This window comes from Moheibacter sediminis (genome assembly GCF_900176425.1).
Taxonomy (GTDB): domain Bacteria; phylum Bacteroidota; class Bacteroidia; order Flavobacteriales; family Weeksellaceae; genus Moheibacter; species Moheibacter sediminis.
In genome coordinates, this window is sequence record NZ_FWXS01000009.1 from 124,870 (window position 1) to 150,057 (window position 25,188).

At 36.4% G+C, this 25,188-nt stretch carries 19 protein-coding genes and 1 tRNA gene; 14 read left to right on the forward strand and 6 right to left on the reverse strand.

What is annotated here, in order from left to right; translation table 11 throughout:
- Complete coding sequence (gene pth, locus B8977_RS12960) at positions 1 to 567, reverse strand: aminoacyl-tRNA hydrolase (RefSeq protein WP_084018190.1); 567 nt, start codon at positions 565 to 567, stop codon at positions 1 to 3.
- A 161-nt stretch (positions 568 to 728) separates the two neighbouring features.
- Positions 729 to 3,335, reverse strand: a complete 2,607-nt coding sequence (alaS, locus tag B8977_RS12965; protein WP_084018192.1) for an alanine--tRNA ligase — start codon at positions 3,333 to 3,335, stop codon at positions 729 to 731.
- Between the two features lie 295 nt (positions 3,336 to 3,630).
- On the opposite strand from alaS, the gene B8977_RS12970 reads away from it, so the two are divergent.
- Both B8977_RS12970 and B8977_RS12975 read left to right on the forward strand, forming a co-directional pair.
- On the forward strand, positions 3,631 to 4,599 hold the full coding sequence (locus B8977_RS12970) for a M23 family metallopeptidase (protein ID WP_084018194.1): 969 nt from the start codon (positions 3,631 to 3,633) through the stop codon (positions 4,597 to 4,599).
- Positions 4,599 to 4,940, forward strand: a complete 342-nt coding sequence (locus B8977_RS12975; RefSeq protein ID WP_084018196.1) for a MerR family transcriptional regulator — start codon at positions 4,599 to 4,601, stop codon at positions 4,938 to 4,940. The genes B8977_RS12970 and B8977_RS12975 overlap by 1 nt, the downstream gene beginning before the upstream one ends.
- Here the strand turns inward: B8977_RS12975 and B8977_RS12980 are convergent.
- The gene (locus B8977_RS12980) at positions 4,937 to 5,737 is read right to left on the reverse strand and encodes an SDR family NAD(P)-dependent oxidoreductase (protein ID WP_159447498.1); all 801 of its coding nucleotides are present in this window, start codon (positions 5,735 to 5,737) and stop codon (positions 4,937 to 4,939) included. The genes B8977_RS12975 and B8977_RS12980 overlap by 4 nt on opposite strands.
- A 119-nt stretch (positions 5,738 to 5,856) precedes the next feature.
- Here B8977_RS12980 and dnaE point away from each other — a divergent pair, with 119 nt between their 5' ends.
- Positions 5,857 to 10,188, forward strand: coding sequence for a DNA polymerase III subunit alpha (dnaE, locus tag B8977_RS12985; protein ID WP_084018200.1), 4,332 nt, complete (start codon positions 5,857 to 5,859; stop codon positions 10,186 to 10,188).
- Positions 10,189 to 10,337: 149 nt separating this feature from the next.
- Here the strand turns inward: dnaE and B8977_RS12990 are convergent, their stop codons facing one another.
- The 3 genes from B8977_RS12990 to B8977_RS13000 all read right to left on the reverse strand — a co-directional run bounded on the left by B8977_RS12990 (position 10,338) and on the right by B8977_RS13000 (position 14,510).
- On the reverse strand, positions 10,338 to 12,521 hold the full coding sequence (locus tag B8977_RS12990) for a peptidylprolyl isomerase (protein ID WP_084018202.1): 2,184 nt from the start codon (positions 12,519 to 12,521) through the stop codon (positions 10,338 to 10,340).
- Positions 12,522 to 12,654: 133 nt separating this feature from the next.
- Positions 12,655 to 13,236, reverse strand: coding sequence for an LPS export ABC transporter periplasmic protein LptC (gene lptC / locus B8977_RS12995; RefSeq protein ID WP_084018205.1), 582 nt, complete (start codon positions 13,234 to 13,236; stop codon positions 12,655 to 12,657).
- A gap of 11 nt (positions 13,237 to 13,247) precedes the next feature.
- A complete protein-coding gene (locus tag B8977_RS13000) occupies positions 13,248 to 14,510 on the reverse strand; it encodes a BamG family beta-barrel-assembly machinery protein (protein WP_084018208.1) in 1,263 nt (420 codons plus the stop codon).
- Between the two features lie 193 nt (positions 14,511 to 14,703).
- On the opposite strand from B8977_RS13000, the gene B8977_RS13005 reads away from it, so the two are divergent.
- The 11 genes from B8977_RS13005 to B8977_RS13055 form a co-directional block, all read left to right on the forward strand.
- Positions 14,704 to 14,776 (forward strand) — tRNA-Phe (locus tag B8977_RS13005).
- A gap of 248 nt (positions 14,777 to 15,024) precedes the next feature.
- Entirely contained in the window at positions 15,025 to 16,302 is a 1,278-nt protein-coding gene (locus B8977_RS13010; RefSeq protein ID WP_084018211.1) for a nucleotide sugar dehydrogenase, read from the forward strand.
- Positions 16,303 to 17,355, forward strand: a complete 1,053-nt coding sequence (rfbB, locus tag B8977_RS13015) for a dTDP-glucose 4,6-dehydratase (protein WP_084018214.1) — start codon at positions 16,303 to 16,305, stop codon at positions 17,353 to 17,355.
- 6 nt (positions 17,356 to 17,361) lie between these two features.
- A complete protein-coding gene (gene rfbA / locus B8977_RS13020) occupies positions 17,362 to 18,231 on the forward strand; it encodes a glucose-1-phosphate thymidylyltransferase RfbA (protein ID WP_084018217.1) in 870 nt (289 codons plus the stop codon).
- 354 nt (positions 18,232 to 18,585) lie between these two features.
- Positions 18,586 to 19,572: an SDR family oxidoreductase gene (locus B8977_RS13025; protein ID WP_084018220.1), complete on the forward strand. Its 987-nt coding sequence runs from the start codon at positions 18,586 to 18,588 to the stop codon at positions 19,570 to 19,572.
- A 120-nt stretch (positions 19,573 to 19,692) separates the two neighbouring features.
- Positions 19,693 to 20,724 (forward strand): polysaccharide biosynthesis protein, encoded by a 1,032-nt coding sequence (locus B8977_RS13030; protein WP_084018223.1) that lies wholly within the window; start codon positions 19,693 to 19,695, stop codon positions 20,722 to 20,724.
- Positions 20,725 to 20,762: 38 nt separating this feature from the next.
- Positions 20,763 to 21,176, forward strand: coding sequence for a WxcM-like domain-containing protein (locus B8977_RS13035; RefSeq protein WP_143736519.1), 414 nt, complete (start codon positions 20,763 to 20,765; stop codon positions 21,174 to 21,176).
- Positions 21,177 to 21,212: 36 nt separating this feature from the next.
- Entirely contained in the window at positions 21,213 to 22,331 is a 1,119-nt protein-coding gene (locus B8977_RS13040; RefSeq protein WP_084018230.1) for a polysaccharide biosynthesis C-terminal domain-containing protein, read from the forward strand.
- 59 nt (positions 22,332 to 22,390) lie between these two features.
- On the forward strand, positions 22,391 to 23,527 hold the full coding sequence (wecB, locus tag B8977_RS13045; RefSeq protein WP_084018269.1) for a non-hydrolyzing UDP-N-acetylglucosamine 2-epimerase: 1,137 nt from the start codon (positions 22,391 to 22,393) through the stop codon (positions 23,525 to 23,527).
- Between the two features lie 289 nt (positions 23,528 to 23,816).
- Complete coding sequence (locus B8977_RS13050) at positions 23,817 to 25,091, forward strand: nucleotide sugar dehydrogenase (RefSeq protein ID WP_084018233.1); 1,275 nt, start codon at positions 23,817 to 23,819, stop codon at positions 25,089 to 25,091.
- Positions 25,092 to 25,104: 13 nt separating this feature from the next.
- Positions 25,105 to 25,188: hypothetical protein (locus tag B8977_RS13055; RefSeq protein ID WP_143736521.1), on the forward strand; the 84-nt coding region annotated here is incomplete at its 3' end.

Consider the following 25,188-nt stretch of genomic DNA (forward strand, 5'->3'; position numbering starts at 1 on the left):
TCATTTTCCGTTAAAGTTGTTCATCGTATTATTCAATCCACCGAAGATAAAAGACAAAACCGCATCTCCGACAAAATTCAATCTTTCCGGCAATTTCAAAACTTCGTCTTCACTCCAATTTCCCAAAACGTAATCGATTTGATTCCCTGTATCAAATTCATTTCCAACACCAAATCTCAGTCTTGGATAAGCTTGGGAATTCAACTTCGCCTGTATGTCTTTTAAACCATTGTGTCCGCCATCGCTTCCTTTGCCGCGAATCCTGATCGTCCCGAAAGGCAGATTCAAATCATCTGTAATTACAAAAATATTTTCCGCAGAAATTCCTTCCTTCTGCATCCAAAACCTCACCGCATCACCACTCAGGTTCATATACGTGTTCGGCTTCAAAACCGTTACAGGGCGTGCTTTGTATTTAAACTGCGAAACTTCTCCGAAATTTGAAGCACTAAACTTCGCATCCATTCGCTTTACCAGTTCATCCACCACTAAAAATCCAATGTTATGACGTGTATAACGATATTTTTCGCCGATATTTCCCAATCCAACAATCAAAAACTTTTGCATCTCACAAAACTATCCAATTCCCACAAAACCACCAACCCAAATTCACCTTTCAATAATAGAGATTTTTAATGACTTATTCAGAGCAAATGAGGATACAAATTCCAGTAAGAATTTATTTATTACTTAGTTAAAACGAATGATAATTAATAATAGAAAAAGAATCAAATTATTAATTTCGCTTTCTCTAACGCTCTATCCAAACCACTTACATCTTTTCCGCCCGCAACTGCAAAGAAAGGTTGTCCGCCACCACCACCTTGGATTTCCTTTGCTAAATCACGAACGATTTGTCCGGCATTGAGTCCTTTTTCTTCCACCAAATTATCAGAAATTGCAACTGTAATCGATGGCATTCCGTTAGAATTCGAAGCCACAATTAACAATACATTTTCCAATTCTTTTCTGAGTGGAAATGCGATTTGTTTCACAGCATTGGCATCTAAATTTGTTTTAACCGCCAAGAAATTAATTCCATTGATATTTTGGAATGTATTTCTCCAAGTTTCCTTTTCCAGATTTGCCTGCTGTGCCGTAAATTTCTCGATTTGAGATTTTAATTCTTTATTCTCATCCAATAATTTTTGAATCGCATCCAACGGTTCCGCCGGATTTTTCAATTCATGGATGATTTGATTGTATTTCGTATAAATTTCTTTCAATTCTTCAATTGCCGCTAATCCGGAAGTCGCTTCAATCCTTCGAATTCCCGCTGCACTAGAACTTTCACTTTGTAATTTGAACATGATGACATCAGCTGTATTCGGAACATGCGTTCCACCGCATAATTCGATTGAAGTTCCATATTTGATTATGCGCACAACATCACCATATTTTTCACCAAAAAGTGCTGTCGCTCCTTCTTCGATTGCTTGTTTGAAAGGCACGGAACGTCTTTCATCCAATGGTATTCTAGCAATAATTTTCTGGTTTACTTTTTTGACCACTTCATGTAATTCATCTTCCGTCAATTTATTGAAATGAGAAAAATCAAAACGCAAATAATCCGGTCCTACGTATGAACCTTTTTGTTCTACGTGCGTTCCCAAAACCTCGCGCAAAGCTTCGTGCAACAAATGCGTTGCCGTATGATTTCTTGCGATATGATTTCTTCTTTCCTTATCTACAAAGGCTTTAAACGGCGCATTGATATTTTGTGGCAATTGTTCTGCAAAGTGAACAATCAAATTATTTTCTTTTTTTGTATTGATGATTTCAATTCTTTCGAATTCATTTTCGATAAAACCTGTATCGCCAACTTGTCCTCCACTTTCTGCATAAAAAGGCGTTGCTTGGAAAACCAATTGGTAAAAAGTTCCGGTTTTATTTTCGACTTTTCGGTAACGTGTGATTTTTACATCGGTTTCCAAATAATCGTATCCGATGAATTCTTCCGTTGCATCATCAAACAAAACCGTCCAGTCAGAAGCCGAAAATGAAGTTGCCGACTTGGAACGTTGTTTTTGTTTTTCCATTTCAGATTCAAATCCGGATTCGTCGATGGAAAGATTTTTTTCTTCCGCAATAATTCTCGACAAATCTGCCGGAAATCCAAATGTATCGTATAATTCAAAAACAACATCGCCAGGAATTTGTTTCAATTCTGAATTGTTTTGGATGAAATTATCTAAACGAACCAATCCCTGTTCAATCGTTCTGAGGAAACTTGCTTCTTCTTCTTTGATTACTTCTGTAACCAAATTTGATTGCTTTTCCAATTCAGGGAAAAATTCCCCCATTTGATTTTGAAGAATTGGGATTAATTTAAAAATGAAAGGTTCATTCAAATCCAAGAAACGATAACCGTAACTGATTGCTCTTCTCAAAATTCGGCGAATTACATAACCCGCACCCGAATTTGACGGCAATTGTCCATCTGCAATCGCAAAGGAAACTGCACGCAAATGGTCCACCACAACGCGAAATGCTACATCGGTCGTAAAATCGCTTCCGTATTTTTTGCTTGAAATTTTTTCTAATTCTTGAATCAATGGCTGGAAAACATCGGTATCATAATTGGAAGTTTTTCCTTGTAGAACCATTGCTAAACGCTCAAATCCCATTCCGGTATCGATGCTTTTCGCAGGCAGAATTTCCAATGAACCGTCTGCTTTTCGAAGGAACTGCATGAAAACCAGGTTCCAAACTTCAATCACTTGCGGATGATCTTGGTTTACCAAATCTCTTCCCGGAACCAAATTCTTTTCTTCGATGGAACGAATGTCAACGTGAATTTCTGAACAAGGACCGCAAGGACCCGTTTCACCCATTTCCCAGAAATTATCTTTTTTATTTCCGAATAAAATTCGTTCGTCTGCGACGTATTTTTTCCAAAGATTTAAAGCTTCATCATCCTGAGCCGTTCCGTCTTTTTTGTCTCCTTCAAAGACTGTTACATAGAGATTTTCCTTAGGAATTTTATAAACTTCCGTCAACAATTCCCATGCCCATTCGATGGCTTCCTTTTTGAAATAATCGCCAAAAGACCAGTTTCCAAGCATTTCAAACATGGTGTGGTGGTATGTGTCTTTTCCCACATCATCCAAATCGTTGTGTTTTCCTGAAACACGCAAACATTTTTGAGTATCTGCAATTCTTAAAGATGAAGGTTTTTTGTAGCCCAAAAAGAAATCTTTGAACTGCGCCATTCCTGAATTATTAAACATCAATGTTGGATCATCTTTTAATACAATCGGTGCAGAAGCAACAATTTCGTGTTGTTTGGACTCGAAAAAATCTAAAAACTGTTTACGTATCTGTTTGGAAGTCATTTTCTAAAAATTGAATTGCAAAATTCGTGAATTCAGTTGAGTTTTTAAAAAAAGATTTTAGAGGATTAACTTTAAATTATCTGATTAAAATTAAATAGGATAAATAAGTGATTTCTAAGGGTTTTATTTTATTAACATTAAAGAAATAAAATCTTGATTCGAATGGCATGAAATTTGTGCATTTAATTGGTTCTCATTCCGTTAAGTTTAATTTATTATTTCATTAACAACAACGGCCTATATTTTTCCGTTATTTTGTCAGCGTTGCAATTAATACAAAAGGCGAAATAAGAAAATGGAAAATAAAAAATATAGTTACAACCCCACTACCACCTCTCTTAAGCCCCTTAAACCTTCTAAAGGAAAGATGTTTAGAAACATCGCAGCATTTCTTATCGTTACCGCTTTTTTCGGAATGATTTCGGGTTTTGTTTTTAGTAAAAAAGTAAATTCTCCTGAAGAAAATACAATTGCAGTCGAATTGGAAGAAATGAGAATTCAATATGAATTGTTAAATAAAAAGCTGAAACAATCTCAAGAAGTTTTAGGTCAAATCGAAGATAGAGACAACAATATATATAGAAGTTATTTTGAGTTGGATCCGATTTCAGAAGATGTAAGAAAAGCCGGATTTGGAGGTGTGAATCGTTATGCAAAATTTACGGATTGGAAATATGCGGACATCGTTACAGAAGTTTCAAAAAACATAGATGTACTTAATAAACAATTGGTTATCCAATCAAAATCTTTAGATGATATTGTAATCAGTGCAAAGGAAAAAGAAAAAATGCTTTCCCATTTGCCGGCAATTCAACCGGTTGCCAATAAAGATTTAACACGTTTAGCTTCAGGATTCGGAATGAGAATGCATCCAATTTTAAAAATCGGAAAAATGCATGCTGGAACTGATTTTGCGGCGCATGTAGGAACACCGATTTACGCGACTGGCGACGGAAAAGTTTCCATGGCAGAAAGACAAGGCGGCTACGGTAATGTTGTGAAAATCAATCATGGTTACGGTTATGAAACATTGTACGCACATATGAGTAAGTTCAAAGTTCGTTCAGGTCAAAGTGTGAAAAGAGGCGATGTCATTGGATATGTGGGTAACACCGGACTTTCTACAGGACCGCATTTACACTATGAAATCCATAAGGACGGAACCGAAATAGACCCGGTTTCATATTTTTATCAAGATATCAGCCCGGATGAATTCAAAATTCTTTTTGATAAATCCCAGCAAATGTCTGTATCTTTGGATTGATGCAAATTGAATTACCAGAAAAATTATATTACAGCATTGGCGAAGTAGCTAAAGCCTTCAATGTCAACACTTCATTGATTCGTTTTTGGGAAAAGGAATTCGAAGTAATTTCTCCTAAAAAGAACAAAAAAGGCAATCGTTATTTCACGCCTCAGGACATCAAAAACCTGAAATTGATTTATCATTTGGTGAAAGAACGCGGTTATACTCTGGAGGGCGCAAAATCTGCATTGACCGAAAAAGAAGACATCAAAGAAGAAGTAGAACTTTTGGCAAGAATGGAATTCATCCGTGCAGAGTTGGTTAAACTCAAAGAAAGTTTTGATGTAGCGGAAGATTAATTCCCTCTATTTTTCATTTGAATTTTATAAACCACATTTCTAGCAGTATTTCGAGGCAAAAACCTTGGCAAAAGCGAAAGAAATTTACACATTACCGTAGGTACAACCACTACTTTTCCTTTTCTTAAAGATTTTATTCCATATTCTACCACTTTCTGTGGTGAACTGTCTAAAGAATTGATTTTTGCTTCAGAATTATTACAAACTGTTTGTTTGAAATTAGTTTTGGTAACTCCAGGACAAAGTACAGAAATATTAACATTCGATTCTTTGTGTTCTCGTGCAATGGCTTCCGTAAAGGAAATCAAAAATGCTTTGGTTGAATAATAAACCGACATCATTGGTCCGGGCTGAAATCCCGCCAGAGAAGAAACATTCATTATTTCGCCTTCGTTTCTTTCGAGCATTTGAGGCAGAAATAATTTGGTCAAAGTAATCGGCGTCGTAACATGGAGATCAACCATAGTCAATTCCGTAGTAAGATTGGTTTCAGAAAATTTTCCAAACAGTCCAAAACCTGCATTATTTATCAATCCATAAATCTGAAGTGAATTCTCAATTGTATAATTATAAATTTCTTGTGCTGAGTCCCTCAAAGACAAATCTTTAGTCAGCTCATGCGCTTCAACTTTATAAGCGTCACGAAGATGCTCCGCCGTTTCACTCAGCATTAAAGCATTTTTATCAATGAGCACAAGGTCATATCCATTTTGTGCATAGTTCCTTGCAAACTCTCTTCCAATACCTGACGCGGCGCCGGTTATCACAATGTATTTGGTTCTTTTGGCAGATTCCATTGGGGCGAATATAAAACTTTTCAAATACATAAATTGTTAACAAGGCTCATATTCTAATTTTAAATTAATTCAAATGTTGTAAATTTATAGATTAAATTTCAGCAAAAGATTTACCGCGAATGTATTTGATTTACGATACCGAAACAACCGGATTACCTAACAATTTTAATGCGCCTGTAACCGATTCTGACAATTGGCCGCGCATGGTTCAGATTGCATGGCAGTTACATGATGAAATGGGAAGATTATTGGAAAATGACAACATCATCGTAAAACCAGAAGGATATGACATTCCATTCAATGCAGCGAAAATTCACGGGATTACCACCGAAAAAGCAAATGCAGAGGGGATTCCACTAATTGAAGCTTTGGAAAAATTCCAAACTGTTCTTCAAAAATCAAAAGTAATTGTCGGTCACAATATCAATTTTGACCAAAATATTGTAGGCGCAGAATTCTTCCGTAAAGAATTTGATTATGAAGAATTAAATCTTCCGCTTGTTGATACAATGAATGTTTCGGTTGATTTCTGTGCTATTCCGGGTGGTCGAGGCGGCGGATTCAAATTCCCGAAATTAGGTGAATTGCACGAGAAGTTATTTGATGAAAAATTTGATGAAGCCCACAACGCCTCTGCTGACGTAAATGCAACGGCACGTTCTTTTATGGAACTTCTTCGTCTAGGTATAATTTCTCAGGAAAATTCAGGATTGGATACAGATAATTATTTGAAATTCAAAGAAATCAATCCAAATCCTTTCAAACCTTTTGCAATTCAAATCGACAAACAAGTTGCTGATTTTAATCAAAATTTATCGAATGAATTAAATAAATTAAACATAAAATCGGGCTCACTTACCGATTCACCTTATTTCCATTTTCATAACCATACTTCCTATTCGATCCTGACGGCCACAACTTCCGTTGAAGCCTTGATTCAGAAAGCGATTGACGAGAAAATGCCCGCAGTCGGCATGACCGATATGGGAAATTTGATGGCGGCTTTCAAATTTGTAAGTGCTATCAAAAAAGCGAATTCAGGACTAGAAAAGCCCATCATACCAATCATCGGATGCGAATTGTACGTTGCAGAAAATTATACCCAAACAAAATTTACCAAAGACAGTCCTGACCGACGTTTCACGCAAGTCCTTCTAGCAAAAAACAAAAGCGGATATAAAAATCTTTCCAAAATTTCTTCCACCGGATACATCGATGGATTTTATTCAGGATTTCCGCGCGTTGGTAAAGAAGTTATTTTGAATTTTAAAGAAAATTTAATTGCCACAACGGGAAGCATTACGGGCGAAATTCCCAATTTGATTTTGAATGTAGGGGAGATTCAGGCGGAAGAAGCATTTGTTTGGTGGAAAGAACAATTTGGTGATGATTTTTATGTTGAATTAATTCGACACGGACTGGACGAAGAAGAACATGTCAATCAGGTTTTGATAAAATTTGCACAAAAACACAACGTCAAAGTAATCGCTCAAAACAATACGTTTTACATCAAAAAAGAAGATGCTTATGCACACGATATTTTGCTCTGTGTGCGCGATGGTGAGAAAAAAGATACTGAAATTGGTCGCGGTCGCGGAACAAGATTCGGATTTCCAAATGACGAATTTTATTTCAAATCTCAGGAACAAATGAAAAAATTATTTCATGAAATTCCTGAAGCAATTGATAACCTTTCCGAGCTTCTTTCTAAAATTGAACCTTATGATTTGGCGAGCGATGTTTTGCTTCCGAAATTTGACATTCCGGAAGAATTCAAACATGCAGAAGATGAAGTTGATAATGGAACTCGAGGAGAAATGGCTTTTTTGCGCCACATCACTTTTGAAGGTGCCAGAAAACGTTACAAAGAAATCACTCCTGATATCGAGGAAAGATTAACTTTTGAGCTCGACACAATCGAACGAACAGGCTATCCGGGTTATTTCTTAATCGTTCAGGATTTCACGACACAAGCCCGAAACATGGGTGTTTCGGTTGGTCCAGGACGTGGTTCTGCGGCGGGTTCTGCGGTGGCTTATTGCGTCGGAATTACAAATGTCGATCCGATTAAATACAATTTACTATTTGAGCGTTTCCTCAATCCGGACAGGGTTTCCTTGCCTGATATTGATATTGATTTTGATGACCGCGGACGCGATGCCATCATTAAATGGGTGGTTGATAAATACGGAAAAAATCAAGTTGCTCAAATCATCACTTACGGAACGATGGCGGGAAAATCAGCCATCCGCGATACCGGACGTGTGTTAAATTTGCCTTTGTCTGACACGGATAGAATTGCTAAAAAAACCCATTTGAAGTTGAATCGTTTGTTGAAAATGGAGGAAAAAGCATTGAAATCCGGATTGGGAAGTGATGAATTTGCGGATTCGATGGAAATCAGAAAAATGGCCGAACAAGACACTTTGGAAGGTCGAACCATCCAACAAGCCTGCGTCATCGAAGGTTCTGTTCGAAATACGGGAATTCATGCATGTGGTGTAATCATCACTCCAAAAGATATCAAAGAATTGGTTCCTGTTGCGGTTTCCAAAGATGCTGAATTGTTGGTTACCCAATTTGATAACTCGGTTGTAGAAAGTGCGGGATTGCTCAAAATGGACTTTTTGGGTTTGCGGACTTTGACGATTATTGATGATGCTATTCGATTAATTGAAAAAAATCATGGAATTAAACTTCATCCCGACGACATTCCATTGGACGATTTAAAAACTTATGAATTGTTCCAAAAAGCGCAAACAGTTGCTATTTTTCAATATGAATCACCTGGAATGCAAAAGCACATGCGTGCGTTGAAACCAGATAAATTTGATGATCTAATTGCGATGAATGCTCTTTATCGACCGGGTCCGTTGCAGTACATTCCAAATTTCATTGCACGTAAAAACGGAAGTGAAGAAATCATTTACGATTTGCCGGAAATGGAAGAAAATTTAGCAGAAACCTACGGAATCACGGTTTATCAGGAGCAAGTGATGTTGCTTTCGCAGAAATTGGCGAATTTCACCAAAGGTGAAGCCGACGTTTTGCGTAAAGCGATGGGTAAAAAACAGCGCGATGTTTTGGATAAAATGAAACCTAAATTTCTGGAAGGAGGTGAAGCAAATAACCATCCTGTAAAAACACTTGAAAAAATATGGAACGACTGGGAGGCTTTTGCTGAATATGCTTTCAACAAATCACATTCGACTTGTTATGCCTTGATTGGTTACCATACAGGATATTTAAAAGCGCATTATCCGGCAGAGTTCATGTCTGCAGTTTTGAGCAATAATATGAGCAACATCAAATCGGTTACATTTTTCATGGAAGAATGCCGTTCCATGGGAATTCCGGTTTTGGGACCCGATGTGAACGAAAGTGAGTACATGTTTTCGGTAAATGACCAAGGCGCAATCCGTTTTGGAATGGGTGCTGTGAAAGGTGTTGGTGGTGGAGCTGTAGAATCCATAATAAGAGAAAGAGAAGAAAACGGAAAATATGAATCGGTTTTTGATTTTGTGCAACGAATAGATTTGCGTCAAGCCAATAAGAGAACGCTTGAAAATTTAGCTTTGGCGGGAGGTTTTGACCAATATGAATTTCACCGCGCACAGTTTTTTTACCAGGAAGATTCTACTTCTAATTTGGAAAAATTAATCCGCTATGGCGCAGCGTTTCAGGAAGCAAAAGACAGTGCGCAGACTTCACTTTTTGGGGAAATGGCAGGTGAAATCGAAATCGTAAAACCACATTTACCGGATTGTGAAGAATGGAATTCTGTCCAAAAATTAAACAAAGAAAAAGAAGTTGTCGGGATTTATATTTCGTCGCATCCGCTCGATGATTTTAAAGATGAATTGAAATTTTTTCAAGGTGTTTCTTTGAAGCAGCTGAAAGAAAATGAAGATAAATTTGTTGGAAGAGAAGTTTCTATAGGCGGAATGATCACATCGGCGCAGCACAAAGTTTCTGCTAAGGATGGAAGAGAATTCGGGAGTTTCATTTTTGAAGATTATGAAAGTCAATATGAGTTTGTTTTGTTTGGGGAAGATTACTTGAAGTTCAAATATTTCTTGCAGGCCAATATGTTTGTGGTTTTAAAAATCATGGTAAGCGAAAGGATTTTCAAAGACCAAATGGGCAATGTAACGATGAAAAAACGATACGTAAATGTCACAAGAATGCAACTGTTGAGCGATGTTTTGGAATCGATGGCGAATAAGTTGACGATTCAGTTGAATGTTGAGGATTTGAATGAGGAAATTTTCAAGGATTTGGCGGAATTGTTTTCGAAATACCAAGGAGAAAAATCGGTTTTGGTTCAACTAGATGATGTTCAGTCTCAAACCAAATTGAACGTTCCGGCGAGAAATATAAAAGTGAGTATCACCAAAGAATTGCTCAGCGACATTAGGGAAATTCCGAATCTACAGTTTAAACTCAATTAGGATTTGTCTTGAGCGGATACAATAAAATCTTGATCTGCCTCAGGTATAGTAATGAAAAGCCCGTCTGGATGCTCAAGAGAAAATATATGCATAAAAAAATCCCGAAAGTGAATATTTCGGGATTTTTAGTTTTATTTAATGCCGGACTGTTATCTGTCCAATCTTTCTACTCTGAAATCTTCGATGTTCGCAGCACCAATCATAGAAGGAAGCAATTGCTGACCTACTTTCTGAGATTGGGTATTGTTTAACTGATCAACCAAGAAAGTTGCGTCTTCCACTTTCGGGGCTGCATCTACAGAAATTGTTTTCACGATATAAACTCCTGCTTTTCCTGCAATAGCTTTAGAAGTGGAATTTGGTTTCAAGCCAAAAGCCGCACCAGCTACTTTGGGTTCTTGTCCTTTTCCTATCAGTTGAGCTGAACCAAAAGTGGTGTTAGAAGTCCCTTTTTGAGCACCAAAATTAGACACGAAAGCATCTACGCTTGGGTTTGCACCTAATTTTTTATTTACTTCATCAGCGAGTTTTTGTTGCAAGATGATTGGTTCGATTTCTGCTCTTACTGATTTTGCTGAGGCCAATCCTTTTGGAGTTTTAGCGCTTAGGTAAACTATTATCTGGTCTTCGTTTGAAGTTGTAAACAAGAAAGAATTTCCTACTTCTGTCTTTTTGCTGAAAGCCCATTTCAAGATTTCATCATCTTTTTCGTTGCTGATGCCTGAAGCCGGGTCTAAAATCGGCATTGGAGAATATCTTTCAACATTGTCTGCTGTGTTGTAATTGAAATTTCTTTTTTGAGCAATGTTTGCAAATTCATTCAAAGATTTTCCGGTTACATCCTGTGCAAATTTAATTGCATCTGAATGGTTTTTGTCCGAAGTTCCTTGTGAAGGTTTGATGTCTTTGAAAATATTGGCAATCAAATAACCAGGTTCAGTTTTTATTTCATCTACGCGGATGATGTGGAAACCAACTTTTGATTCCGCCAGGCTGATGTTTCCTTTAGGAGCTTCAACGATTGATTGCAAATACTGCGGTTCTATGTTTTGAGCATTTCTGCTTGTCCATCCGATGCTTCCGTTTTTAGCTTTTGAACCTGCATCATCTGAATAAGTTGAAACTAAATTCGTGAAGTTTGCAGGCGTTGATTTTGCCATGTTGAAAATGCTGTCCGCTAAAACTTTAGCTTGTTCTCTCGTTCTTGTGATAGAAGGATTGTTTTGTGCAATTTGACTTCCGGCATAGCTGATCAAAATATGACTTGAACTGATTGAATCAGAAATAGCTTTTGTTTTAGAAACTTTAATCAACTGATAAGCATTTCCTGTTTTGAATGGCCCACCTACTTGCCCAACCTGTCCTGATAACAAGAAGTCTCTGTATTCTTGAGGCAATTGAGTTGCAGCTTCGATTTGTTTTTTGGTTACATATTGCGACATAAATGGTCGGTCAGAATGTTTTGTAACATAGACAGAATCATTTATGGCTGAAGAAAAGGCCTCAATCGTATCTGTAATATTATTTACCTGATCAACGTTTACACTTTTAGAAAGAAATTTGTTGATGCCTGCCAATGTTGCATCTTCGTCTGCTTTTGAAGGTTGAGCTGCGAAGTAAACGTAGCTCAAATCAACCATTGCCTGCTTTTCATATTTTTTAGGATACTTTTTCACATAAGCATTGATTTCATCATCAGTAACTTTTACGTTATATTTCTTTTTCAAATCATCATAAGAAATAAATGCGTATTCGATGTTTGCGTTTTGGATATTTCCAATTTGCTGTAATTTGGCTTCTTCATTTGTAACAGCCACACCCATCATTACTAAATCAAGGTATTTTTGGTACAATAATTCAGGACGTGCATTTTCGAAATCCGCCAAGAAATTTTGATAAGCTTCTGCGGCACCTGAAGCTCCTTGCTGAGCTTGAGTCTTGATCATCCCAACTTGGGTTTTCAATTCTTCACCGCTTGTCATCCCATAGCGTTGCGCCATGAAATTCCAAACTTCTTCATCGCTTGCGGTAATACCTGCACTTTCAGCACGTTCTTTTATTAATTTTTGTGAAACCAAAGCATTCCAAACTTGTTGAGAGACCTGGTTTATAGAGGCACCCTGACTGCTCAGTCTGTTTTGCGCATTTACGTATTCTCCAAGCGTTATAGAGTTTCCGTTTACGCTACCTATTTCATTTGGGTCTCCTGTAAAAGCGCGTTTCAATACAGAGTTTTCACTGAATAAATCACCGGCTAAGAAAGCTACCATTGCGATACCGATCACGACGATCAATAACCATGTCTGCTTACGAATTTCTGCTAAAATTGCCATTCTGTTAGTACTTTAATATAATTTATGGGTGGCGAAAATACAATAATTAAATCAATTTGAAAATGAGAAAAATGAGAAATTTTGAAAATGAGGGAATTAAAAATAAATTTTTACAAATTTGACAAGAAAAAGATTACTCTTTCTCTTCATAATATTTGGTTCCCTGATTGTTGAAAAGTGTGTACTCTTTCAAATCATCTGTGGCTTCCAGACCATTGTTAGCTTGTAAGGAATCTCCCATTTTACTTATGAGGAATACAGTGTCCTGTGTAAAAATTTTTCTTGTTTTTTTATTCCAGAAAAGTTTTTGGGTTTTCAGAGTGTCGCCTTTTTCATTGATCACCAAAACGTCACCACGCCCCTCGTACCAACCTCTCATTTCGCTTGCGGTCGCCCAATTAGCTCTTAGATAGCCGGGTGTGTCACTTTTTTTATTGTAGAAATCCAATTCCAAGCCTTTAGGGAATTTCATGTAAGGCGTGTCAATCATGGAATATTCCTCAATCAAAGGTGAACGCAAATCCAAAACAATTCTTCCTGAATCTTTGTAATAAATATGTGCATTGATCAATGTCCTGTCCGGGAAATTGGTTTTCCTTTTGGTCAAATCAACTTCAGGTACACTATTACAAGCCGCAAAATAAAAAGTAAGAATTATAAATGGGATGAATCTCTTTTTGATAGAAACGTGATTTTTATTGCGCAAGAGACTCATTTGATTTATAATTAATCAATTACACGTTTTCTGAACCAGATGTCGTTAAGTGTAAATCCAATTTTAACGTTGGCAAAGTTTTCTTTGAGAATTCCAGCATCGGTATTTCCTTGTTGTCCCAATTCTACTGCAAGATTTAACATGGAAGCATCGCGGTCTTTTCCAACGGGGAACCCAAACCCTACTGTTACACCGTATTTTTTAATTCCTTCGGGACCAACCTGAAGAGGAGTTGCTTCATAAAATCCACCTAAACGGTAAACCACTCTTTGAAAATAGCTTTTGTAGCTGTTGAAGTCGGGGATCCAATATCCACCGACAGATGCTCTGAAACGAGTATCGATTTTAGAATCGTCGTCTTCATCCATTTTATATGCCGCCCAATCACCCCAATCCAACTGTGCGCCAATCATCCAATGTAAATCTTTTCTGAATGCCGCTGCAACTGTTACGGATTGTGGCAATTTTAAATCACCATATACTTTTTTAAATTGTATAGTGTCTATATTTCCCGGCGACATGTCAATTACTGCATAAGTAGTGGTCATGTCAGTAATTTTTGCATTTAAACTTGAACCTAATGTATAAGTTGCACCAGCATCAAATCTTTTGTTAGTTCCAACTCTTTTGGAATAATAACCTCCAAGCGTAAATTGAAGTCCGTTGATTTTTGATTTATAATTGTAGTCTGTGACTAACGCAAGTCCCTGAGTTGAGATGATCTGATCTCTTTCCAAATCACCAAATAAATAATTGGCACGTAATCCTAATGAGAACTCATTTGTAATGTTATAAGAACCCATAACGTGTACAGAATTTAATCCACCGTCTCCTTTGAAAGAGTTTTGGTATGTAACTTGATCGTTTTGGGTAAGGGTTGAAACTTCATATCCAATTGCTGAATAAGGTTGAAATCCAAATCCGGCACGTGCTTTTGTTCCTATTGGAAATGCAAGTGAAATATTAGAAATGTAAGTTGTGCTTTTCTTTGAAGTGCTTGTGGCATCTTTGAACTGGCTCGCGCGCGTGTTGATCCCAAAATCAAAGCTAGTTATATTTAAAGCTTGATTGGCTGCGGGATTTGAAAAGTTAGCACTGGAGTTATATGGATTGGTTGACAATGCGGAAATCCCACCCATGCCGGCTTGTTCAATATTGTTGTCGAAAAGTAAATCGCCTACACCATACGAGGAGAAAGGAGAAGTAGAAACATCTTGTCCAAAAGACCATACTCCACAAAAAGCTAACAAAGCCCCACAAAAAATCTTTTTCATTCGATAGAAAAAATAAAATTACAAGTTGCAAATATGATGACTTAGATTGGATTCTGCAAAAACCTAATTAGGATTTGGTTGTTAATGAACTATTAAAGTTTGTTAAGGGATGTATTAAATTAATTTTTTAAAAAAATAAAAATTATTTTTGTGAAACTAAAAAAGCGTTTATATTTGCAATCCCAAAAGAGTAGGTGCCTTAGCTCAGTTGGTAGAGCAAAGGACTGAAAATCCTTGTGTCCCTGGTTCGATTCCTGGAGGCACCACTTACTTAAAAGCCATTACATTTAATTGTAGTGGCTTTTTTTTCTTCCTATAATATGAAAAAATTGAGCAAAAGAGGTTTCAAATTAGCTTCCAATGTGTTTCTTTAAGTTATTTTTATCCCATATACATAAATTACTGTAAATTTGCCAATATTTTGACGTGTTTAGTGACTCTTGAGTTTAATATATCATTAAAGGATTATAGAAACAAAATCTCACTACTCTAAATTCAAAATAACAACCGCCTTATGAATAAAAAAATAGCATTAATTGGTTTAGGCTATGTGGGCTTGCCTTTGGCACGTCTCTTCGCTACCAAATACAATACCATAGGTTTCGACATAAATCAGAAAAGAGTTGAAGAATTATGTTCAGGAAGGGATAGTACACTAGAGATTGAAAATGAGGTGCTTAAATCTGTATTAGTAGACAATCCTAATGAAGAAAAAGGTCTGTATATTACAAATCAATTAGATGAAATCAAAGATTGTAGTTACTATATTATAACAGTGCCCACCCCTGTAGATAAGTACAATAGACCCGATCTCAATCCATTATACAAAGCAAGCGAAACAGTGGCGAAAGTTCTGAAAAAAGGAGATGTCGTCATATATGAATCTACTGTTTATCCGGGCGCTACTGAAGAAGAATGCATTCCTGTACTTGAAAAAGTTTCAGGTTTGAGGTTTAATGAAGAATTTTTTGCAGGCTATTCTCCTGAAAGAATTAATCCGGGAGACAAAGAACATACAGTTGAAAAAATCTTGAAAATAACCTCAGGTTCGACCCCGGAAATTGGAGAAGAAGTTGACGCACTGTATAGATCTGTAATCACGGCAGGAACGCATTTGGCACCAACCATTAAAGTCGCCGAAGCAGCAAAAGTTATCGAAAACTCTCAGAGGGACATAAACATCGCATTCGTAAATGAACTGGCAAAAATTTTCAATATTTTAAACATTGACACTCATTCTGTTTTAGAGGCAGCTGGAACCAAATGGAATTTCCTGCCGTTTAAACCGGGATTGGTAGGTGGTCATTGTATCGGAGTAGACCCTTATTATCTAGCTCAAAAAGCACAAGAGCATGGCTATCATCCCGAAATAATTATTGCAGGGCGCAAGCTCAATGATTCTATGGGAGATTATGTAGCTTCTCAGATAGTAAAGAGTATGATTAATAAAGGAATCAAAGTCAATGGCTCCGAAATCCTCATGCTAGGAGTTACATTTAAGGAAAATTGTCCTGATGTAAGAAACACAAAAATAGTTGATGTGATTTCTGCGTTGGAAGAATATTCTATAACTGTAACAGTTTATGATCCATGGGCAAATCCAGAAGAAGTAAAACATGAATATGGAGTTGAAAGTCTGAAATTACTTCCTGACAAAAAATATGATTCAATCGTTCTAGGAGTTGCACATGAGGAATTTTTACAGTTAGAGATGAACGATTTAAAAAAAGAAGTAGCCATCATTTATGATGTGAAAGGAATTTTAAAAGAAAACGTAGATAATAGATTGTAAATGAAGACTATATTAATTACAGGAGGTGCAGGTTTCATCGGTTCACATGTTGTCCGCCAATTTGTGACTAAATATCCTAACTACAACATCATCAATTTAGATGCGCTCACTTACGCAGGTAATTTAGAAAATCTTAAAGATGTTGAGAACCATTCCAATTATAAATTTGTAAAAGCAGATATTACAAATCAGAATAAAATTCAGGAAATTTTCAATCAGTATAAGCCTGATGGGGTGATTCATTTAGCCGCTGAATCGCACGTTGACCGTTCGATTACCAATCCGTTGGAGTTTGTGATGACAAATGTAATCGGAACCGTCAATTTATTGAACGCCGCAAAAGAAATCTGGAAAGATAATTACGAAGGGAAACGTTTTCACCATGTTTCTACAGATGAGGTGTATGGAACATTGGGCGAAGAAGGCTTTTTTACAGAAGAAACAGCATACGACCCACATTCTCCTTATTCTGCATCCAAAGCAAGTTCCGACCATTTTGTGAGAGCTTATGCCGACACTTACGGATTGCCGGTTGTTTTGACAAATTGTTCCAATAATTACGGTCCCAATCATTTTCCCGAAAAATTAATCCCGCTCTGTATCCATAATATAATTAATAACAAACCACTTCCAATCTATGGAAACGGTAAATATACCCGAGACTGGCTGTACGTAATTGACCATGCCATCGCGATAGATTTGGTTTTTCATGAAGGGAAAAATCTTGAGAACTACAATGTTGGCGGATTCAATGAATGGCAAAACATCGATTTGGTGAAAGAACTTTGCCGTCAGATGGATGCTAAACTAGGTCGTGAAAATGGAGAAAGTGAAAAACTTATCACATTTGTAAAAGACCGGCCTGGGCACGATTTACGCTACGCAATAGATGCTGCTAAAATCAATTCAGAATTAGGGTGGAGCCCGAGCGTAACATTTGAAGAAGGATTGTCTAAAACCATAGATTGGTTTTTAGAAAATCAGCAATGGTTAGACAACGTTACTTCAGGGGATTATCAAAATTATTACGATAAACAATACGAACCAAATTAATAAACCATGAAAGGAATTATACTTGCAGGAGGCTCGGGAACCCGTTTACACCCGCTTACATTAGCAGTTTCAAAACAATTATTACCGGTTTATGACAAGCCGATGATTTATTACCCGTTATCAGTTTTAATGTTAGCAGGAATTAAAGAAATTTTAATCATATCTACTCCAGTAGACTTGCCTAACTTTAAAAGACTTTTGGGAGACGGTTCCCAGTTCGGAATTAAATTAAGCTATAAAGAACAGCCAAGCCCAGACGGACTGGCGCAGGCATTTATTATCGGTGAAGAATTTATTGGAAATGATGATGTATGTTTAGTCCTGGGAGATAATATATTTTACGGAGCAGGATTGCAAAATTTATTATTAAATTCTGTTGAAACTGTAAAAAATGAGAAAAAAGCGGTCGTATTTGGGTATTATGTTGAAGACCCTGAAAGATATGGTGTAGCTGAATTTGACAAAGAAGGCAATGTGTTAAGCATTGAGGAAAAACCATTGAAACCTAAATCAAATCATGCAGTAGTTGGGCTTTATTTTTATCCGAATTCTGTGGTAGAAATAGCAAAACAAATCAAACCTTCAGCAAGAGGCGAATTAGAAATCACTACAGTTAATCAAACTTATTTAGCCCAATCAGATTTGAAGCTTCAGGTTATGAGCAGAGGTTTTGCCTGGCTAGATACCGGGACTCATGAATCACTTGCAGAGGCTACAGAATTTGTAAAAACCCTTGAAAAAAGAACTTCTTTAAAAATCGCATGTCTGGAAGAAATTGGAATGAGGTTAAGCTTCATAGATAAAGAGGTTGTGGGAAAAAATGTGGAAAGCTTAAAAGGTGATTATTACGATTACATCAGAAAAATTATTAACTAATACGGTTGTGATTTTTTATGTTTTGGTAACTCAATACATATTGTTAATTCTTAAAGTTCAATTTACTTTTTGTAAAAAATAATATTGTAAATTTGCCGAAATCTATACTAGATTAACTAAATTTTCATTAATGGAAGAAATAATTATCAATGATATAATCGGAAATAGCATTCCGAATTATCTATTTGTCAAAATTAAAACTATTAATGCACTCTCTCTTGTTCCTAAACAAATATAAATTACGCAGTTTCCTGACCAGTGAAATTAGGAATAAATAAAAAACTAATTTTATTAGAAGTAGTTTAGTTTGGCTAGATTAAAAATTAATAAAAAAACTCTCTGTAAATTTAATAGATGAAAAATACTTACATTAAAAATAAAATAGTGCTAGTAACGGGAGGAGCCGGCTTTATAGGATCTAATCTTTGTGATGCTTTGCTACAACTTGACAATCATGTAGTTTGTCTGGATAACTTTGCGACAGGCAAACCAAAAAATATAGAACATCTCCTCAATCATCCAAAATTCACATTAATCGTAGGTGATATTAGAAACCTTTCTGATTGCGAGAAAGCAGTCCAAGGGGTTGATTTTGTTTTGCATCAGGCAGCGTTGGGGTCTGTTCCGCGCTCGATAGCCGATCCTATAACATCCAATGCAGTTAATGTTTCCGGATTTTTAAATATGCTTGTAGCTTCGCGAGACGCAGGCGTAAAAAGGTTTGTATATGCCGCCAGTTCCTCAACATATGGCGATTCTGAAAGCTTGCCGAAAGTAGAAAATATCATTGGCAATCCACTTTCTCCTTATGCAATTACTAAGTATGTAAATGAATTGTATGCAAACAATTTTAAAAGAACTTATGGATTAGATACTGTAGGGCTGCGTTATTTTAATGTTTTCGGTAGAAAGCAGGATCCTAATGGGGCTTACGCCGCTGTCATCCCTAAATTTGTAATGCAATTTATGAAACATGAATCTCCTGTTATTAATGGAGATGGAGAGTACTCAAGAGATTTTACTTATATAGAAAATGTGGTGCAAATGAACTTACTGGCTTTGAGTACTGATAATGAGTTGGCACTAAACCAAATATATAATGTAGCATACGGAGAAAGAACTACACTAAATGATCTTGTTAACTTGTTGAAAAAGGAACTGGGAGAATATGATGATAGAATTAAGCAAGTAGAAGTAGTATATGGTCCCAACAGGAAAGGGGATGTTCCCCATTCACTTGCCTCTATTGATAAAGCAAAAAACTTATTGGGATACCAACCTGAATTTTCAATGGCTCAGGGATTGCATGAGGCAGTAAAATGGTATTATGAAAATTTATAATAGGTACAATAATTAAATCCAAGAACATATCTTATGCCGATATATAATACTAATTTTGCTAACAATAATATCATAGTAAAGTGATAAAGTGCACACGCACTACTTTTTAAAGAGATAAGGATGCTAGAAAATAAAACTTTACTCATCACAGGGGGGACGGGGTCATTTGGAACAGCAGTATTGCACCGTTTTTTACACACTGACCATTTTAGCGAAATCAGAATTTTTTCCCGAGACGAGAAAAAACAAGATGATATGCGCAACATCTACAAAAATACCAAAATCAAATATTATGTAGGTGATGTCAGAGATTACAACAGTATAGAGCCGGCAACGCGTGGCGTAGATTATATATTTCATGCAGCAGCATTGAAACAAGTTCCTTCATGTGAATTTTTTCCGATGCAAGCTGTGAAGACCAATGTTGAAGGCACACAAAATGTAATCCGTGCAGCCTCTTTAAACAAAGTTCAAAAAGTAATTTGCTTGTCCACCGACAAAGCCGCTTATCCGATCAATGCAATGGGTATTTCCAAAGCGATGATGGAAAAAGTAGCCGTAGCTGAAGCCAGAAATCTTACAGACACAGTAGTTTGCTTGACCCGTTATGGAAACGTTATGGCATCGCGTGGTTCGGTAATTCCTTTATTTTTAAACCAAATTCAAAAAGGAGAGCCCATTACGATAACAGACCCAAATATGTCGAGATTTTTCATGTCATTGGAAGATGCGGTAGACTTAGTTCTGTTTGCATTTAAACATGCCAATCCTGGAGATTTATTTGTCAACAAAGCACCTGCAGGCTCCATAGGAGATTTGGCAAAAGCATTGATTGAAATGACAGGAAAAGAAGTCCCCATAAAGATCATCGGAACACGCCACGGAGAAAAATTATATGAAACTCTTTGTACGCGTGAAGAAATGATGAAAGCGGAAGATATGGGTGATTTCTATAGGATTCCTGCAGATAACCGTGATTTAAATTATGCCAAATATATCTCTGAAGGTGAAGAAGATATTTCAAGAGTAGAAGATTATCATTCACATAATACTGAGCAGCAAGGTGTGGAAGGATTGAAAAAATTAATTTCTACTTTGCCACTGATACGTAAAGAGATTTTCGGTGAAGATGTGATGCAGTATCCATACTAGAGTAATAAAGGATAAAAGTAGAAGCAGTATAAAATTAAATGATGCTTTTAAAAGGGAAAATACATTCAGACGAAAGAGGAACGATTACTTTCAACAACGATTTTGATGCTTCACAAGTCAAACGGATTTATACAATAGAAAATAATTCTGTAGAATTTATTAGAGGCTGGCAGGGACACAAAGTAGAACAGCGTTGGTTTGCTTGTATCAACGGAAAATTTGAAATTCAGGTCATTGAAATCGACGATTTCCAAAATCCTTCCAAAGATTTAACGATAGATAAATACGAATTGACAACAGATGCTTTAAATTTCCTCCATGTACCGGCAGGTTTTGTAACTGCAATTCAAGCCATTGAAGGAAACTCAAAACTGTTAGTACTTTCTGATTATTTATTGGGTGAAATTCAGGATGAATATCGTTTTCGTTTGGATTATTTCCACCAAAAATAACAACATTGAGATTGCGAAAGCTTAACTATAAAAAAAATGAAAAAAGTAGGAATTACAGGCCAAAATGGATTTGTAGGTAAACATTTGTACAATACTTTAGGATTGACTCCTGAAGAATTTGAAAGAATTGATTTTGATAAATCTTACTTTGATTCAGAACAAAAACTAGATGCATTTGTTTCACAATGTGATGTTATCGTGCATCTTGCGGCGATGAACCGCCATGAAAGCCAGGAATTCATCTATGAAACCAATGTTAAATTGGCAAAAAATCTGGTGGCCTCATTGAAAAGAACCAATTCCAAGGCACACGTTTTATTTTCATCTTCATCACAGGAAGAAAGAGATAACCTTTATGGTAAATCCAAAAAAGAAGGAAGAGAAATCCTTGCAAATCAAACAAGAGAAAATGGAGGTTTATTTTCAGGAATGATTATCCCAAATGTTTTCGGACCATTTGGATTGCCAAATTACAATTCATTCGTTGCAACCTTCTGTTACAAATTGACACATGGCGAACAGCCTGTTATTGACAATGATGGCGAAGTGAAATTGATTTACGTCAGCGAATTGGTAAACGAAATCATAACCAAAATCAGAGAAGAAAAATCTGAAGATTTATATGAAGTGCCACATACTTCAGTCAACAAAGTTTCGGAAGTTTTGGCGAAATTGGAAAACTATAAAAAACTGTATTTCGAAGGTGGAGAAATCCCTCAATTGGAATCAAAATTTGATTACAATTTATTCAATACTTTCCGTTGTTATTTCGATGTCAAAAATCACTACCCCGTAAAATTTACTCAGCACACAGACCCGCGGGGTGCTTTTGTGGAAGTTATCAGATTGGGAATTGGTGGGCAATGTTCATTCTCTACAACCGTTCCGGGCATCACAAGAGGAAATCATTTCCATACAAGAAAAATAGAACGTTTTGCGGTTATCAAAGGAAAAGCATTGATCCAATTAAGAAAAATCGATACAGATGAAGTTTTGGATTTCTATCTGGATGGAAAGGATCCGGCGTATGTCGATATGCCAATTTGGTACACGCACAACATCAAAAACATTGGAGATGAAGAATTGTACACCATTTTCTGGATTAACGAACCGTACAATGCGGAAGATGCAGATACGTATTTTGTAGAGGTTTAATTAAAAATTAAATTCTAATTAAAATTAATATTACCCAAATGACAAATAACAATCCACTTATAAAAAAACTGAAAGTAATGACCGTTGTCGGAACGCGCCCTGAGATCATCCGATTGTCAAGAGTGATGGCAGCATTGGATGCTTCAGATGCGGTTGAACACGTCATTGTTCATACAGGCCAGAATTACGATTACGAATTGAACCAAATTTTCTTTGAAGATTTAGGAATCAGAAAACCGGATTATTTTTTGGAAGCGGCAGGCAAGACTGCAGCAGAAACAGTTGGGAATATTTTGATAAAAGTTGATCCTTTGCTGGAAGAATTGAAACCAGATGCTTTTTTGGTTTTAGGAGATACAAATAGCTGTTTGTGTACGATTCCTGCAAAAAAAAGACATATCCCGATTTTCCACATGGAAGCCGGAAACAGATGTTTCGACCAGCGTGTACCGGAAGAAACCAACCGTAAAATAGTAGATCATGTTTCTGACGTTAATTTGACTTACAGTGATATTGCACGTGAATACTTACTGCGTGAAGGTTTGCCTGCAGACAGAATTATCAAAACCGGTTCACCGATGTTTGAGGTTTTGAATCATTATTTGCCTGAAATTGAGGCTTCAGATGTTTTGAATAAATTAAATTTAGAAAAAGGAAAATTCTTTGTAATTTCCTCACACAGAGAAGAAAACATCAATTCAGAAAAGAATTTCACGGGATTAATTGATTCCCTGAATGCAATTGCTGACCAATATAAAATGCCGATCATCGTTTCGACTCACCCGAGAACCAGAAATATGATCGATGCTAAAAAAGTAGAAGTTCGTCCAGAAATCCAATTCTTAAAACCACTTGGGTTTCACGATTATAATGCTTTACAGATGCATTCTTATGCAGTTTTGTCTGATTCCGGAACGATTTCAGAAGAATCTTCTATATTGAACTTCAGAGCATTAAACATTCGTCAGGCACACGAACGCCCGGAAGCGATGGAAGAAGCGTCCGTAATGATGGTTGGACTTTCTCCGGAAAGAATTCTGCAAGGATTGGTTCAGGTTTTGAGACAAGAGGTAGGTGAAAACAGAAACTTCAGAAAAGTCGCTGATTATTCTATGCCAAATGTTTCAGAAAAAGTAGTGAGAATTATCCTTTCTTATACTGATTATGTAAAACGTGTAGTTTGGAGCGAAAACTAAATTTGATGTAGTATGTCAAATATTCTTAATTCTCTCATTTTAAATTATTATTGTTTATCACTGGCGTTAATACGAAATATTAAATAAAGCTGTAAATTAGCCGAAATTTAAACTTATCAACCCGAAAAAACAAATTTCAAATCACTAAATTTCAAATGAAAACAACGATTATTCACATAGAAATACTACTTGTATCACAAAAAATGAAATGGCCGAATTCTAATATGTTTTTTTAACTTAAATCACTTTACTTAATTAAATAAAATTACACTAAGATAATAAATTAACTATGAACATAAAGATAGCATTGATTGGATTAGGATACGTAGGATTGCCATTGGCAAGACTTTTCGGAACCCGATACAACACGATAGGATTTGATATAAATGCAAATAGAATAGCAGAGCTGCGTTCGGGTACAGATTCAACACTGGAAGTAGAAGACTCAATCCTTCAAGCCGTTTTGGTTAATTCACCAAATGAAGAAAAAGGCTTATATGTAACCAATCAACTAGATGAAATATCAGATTGTAATTATTATATAATCACCGTTCCGACACCTGTTGATAAAAATAATCGTCCAGATTTGACTCCTTTGTACAAAGCCAGCGAAACAGTAGGCAAAGTGCTTAAAAAAGGAGATATTGTAGTTTATGAATCAACGGTTTATCCTGGAGTAACCGAGGAGGAATGTATTCCTGTATTAGAGAAGGTTTCGGGATTGAAGTTTAACGAAGATTTTTTTGCAGGATATTCCCCTGAAAGAATTAACCCGGGAGATAAAGAACACACTGTAGAAAAGATCCTAAAAGTAACCTCAGGCTCAACCCCTGAAATCGGAAAGAAAGTAGATGAGTTATATAAATCTGTAATTACAGCAGGAACCCATCTGGCCCCTACAATAAAAGTAGCGGAAGCAGCAAAAGTAATCGAGAACTCCCAGAGAGACATTAACATTGCTTTTGTAAATGAGTTGGCGAAAATATTTAACATATTGGAAATTGATACCCATGCAGTATTGGAAGCCGCTGGAACAAAATGGAATTTCTTACCATTTAAACCCGGATTAGTAGGAGGTCATTGCATAGGAGTCGATCCTTATTATTTGGCACAAAAAGCACAAGAACACGGCTATCATCCTGAAATTATACTAGCAGGCAGAAGGCTTAATGATTCTATGGGAGAATATGTAGCTTCTCAGATTATAAAATGTATGATCAAAAAAGGAATCAAAGTAAATGGGGCTGAAATTTTGATGCTAGGCATTACATTCAAGGAAAATTGTCCTGATGTGAGAAATACGAAGATAGTAGATGTTATCTCTGCGCTAGAGGATTATTGCGTAAATGTTACAACTTATGACCCGTGGGCCAATCCTAAAGAAGTAAATCATGAGTATGGAATTGATAGCAAAACTGAATTATCATCACAAAAATATGATGCAATAGTTTTGGGAGTAGCACACAAAGAATTTAAAGACTTGGATTTTCCTTCGTTAAAGAAAGAAAATGCTGTCGTTTACGATGTGAAAGGTATTTTAGAAAATGTAGATGCTAAACTGTAATTAAATTTTATCTATGAAAATAACAGTAGTCGGGACAGGATATGTCGGGTTAGTGTCTGGGACGTGTTTTGCGGATGTTGGAATTGATGTAGTGTGC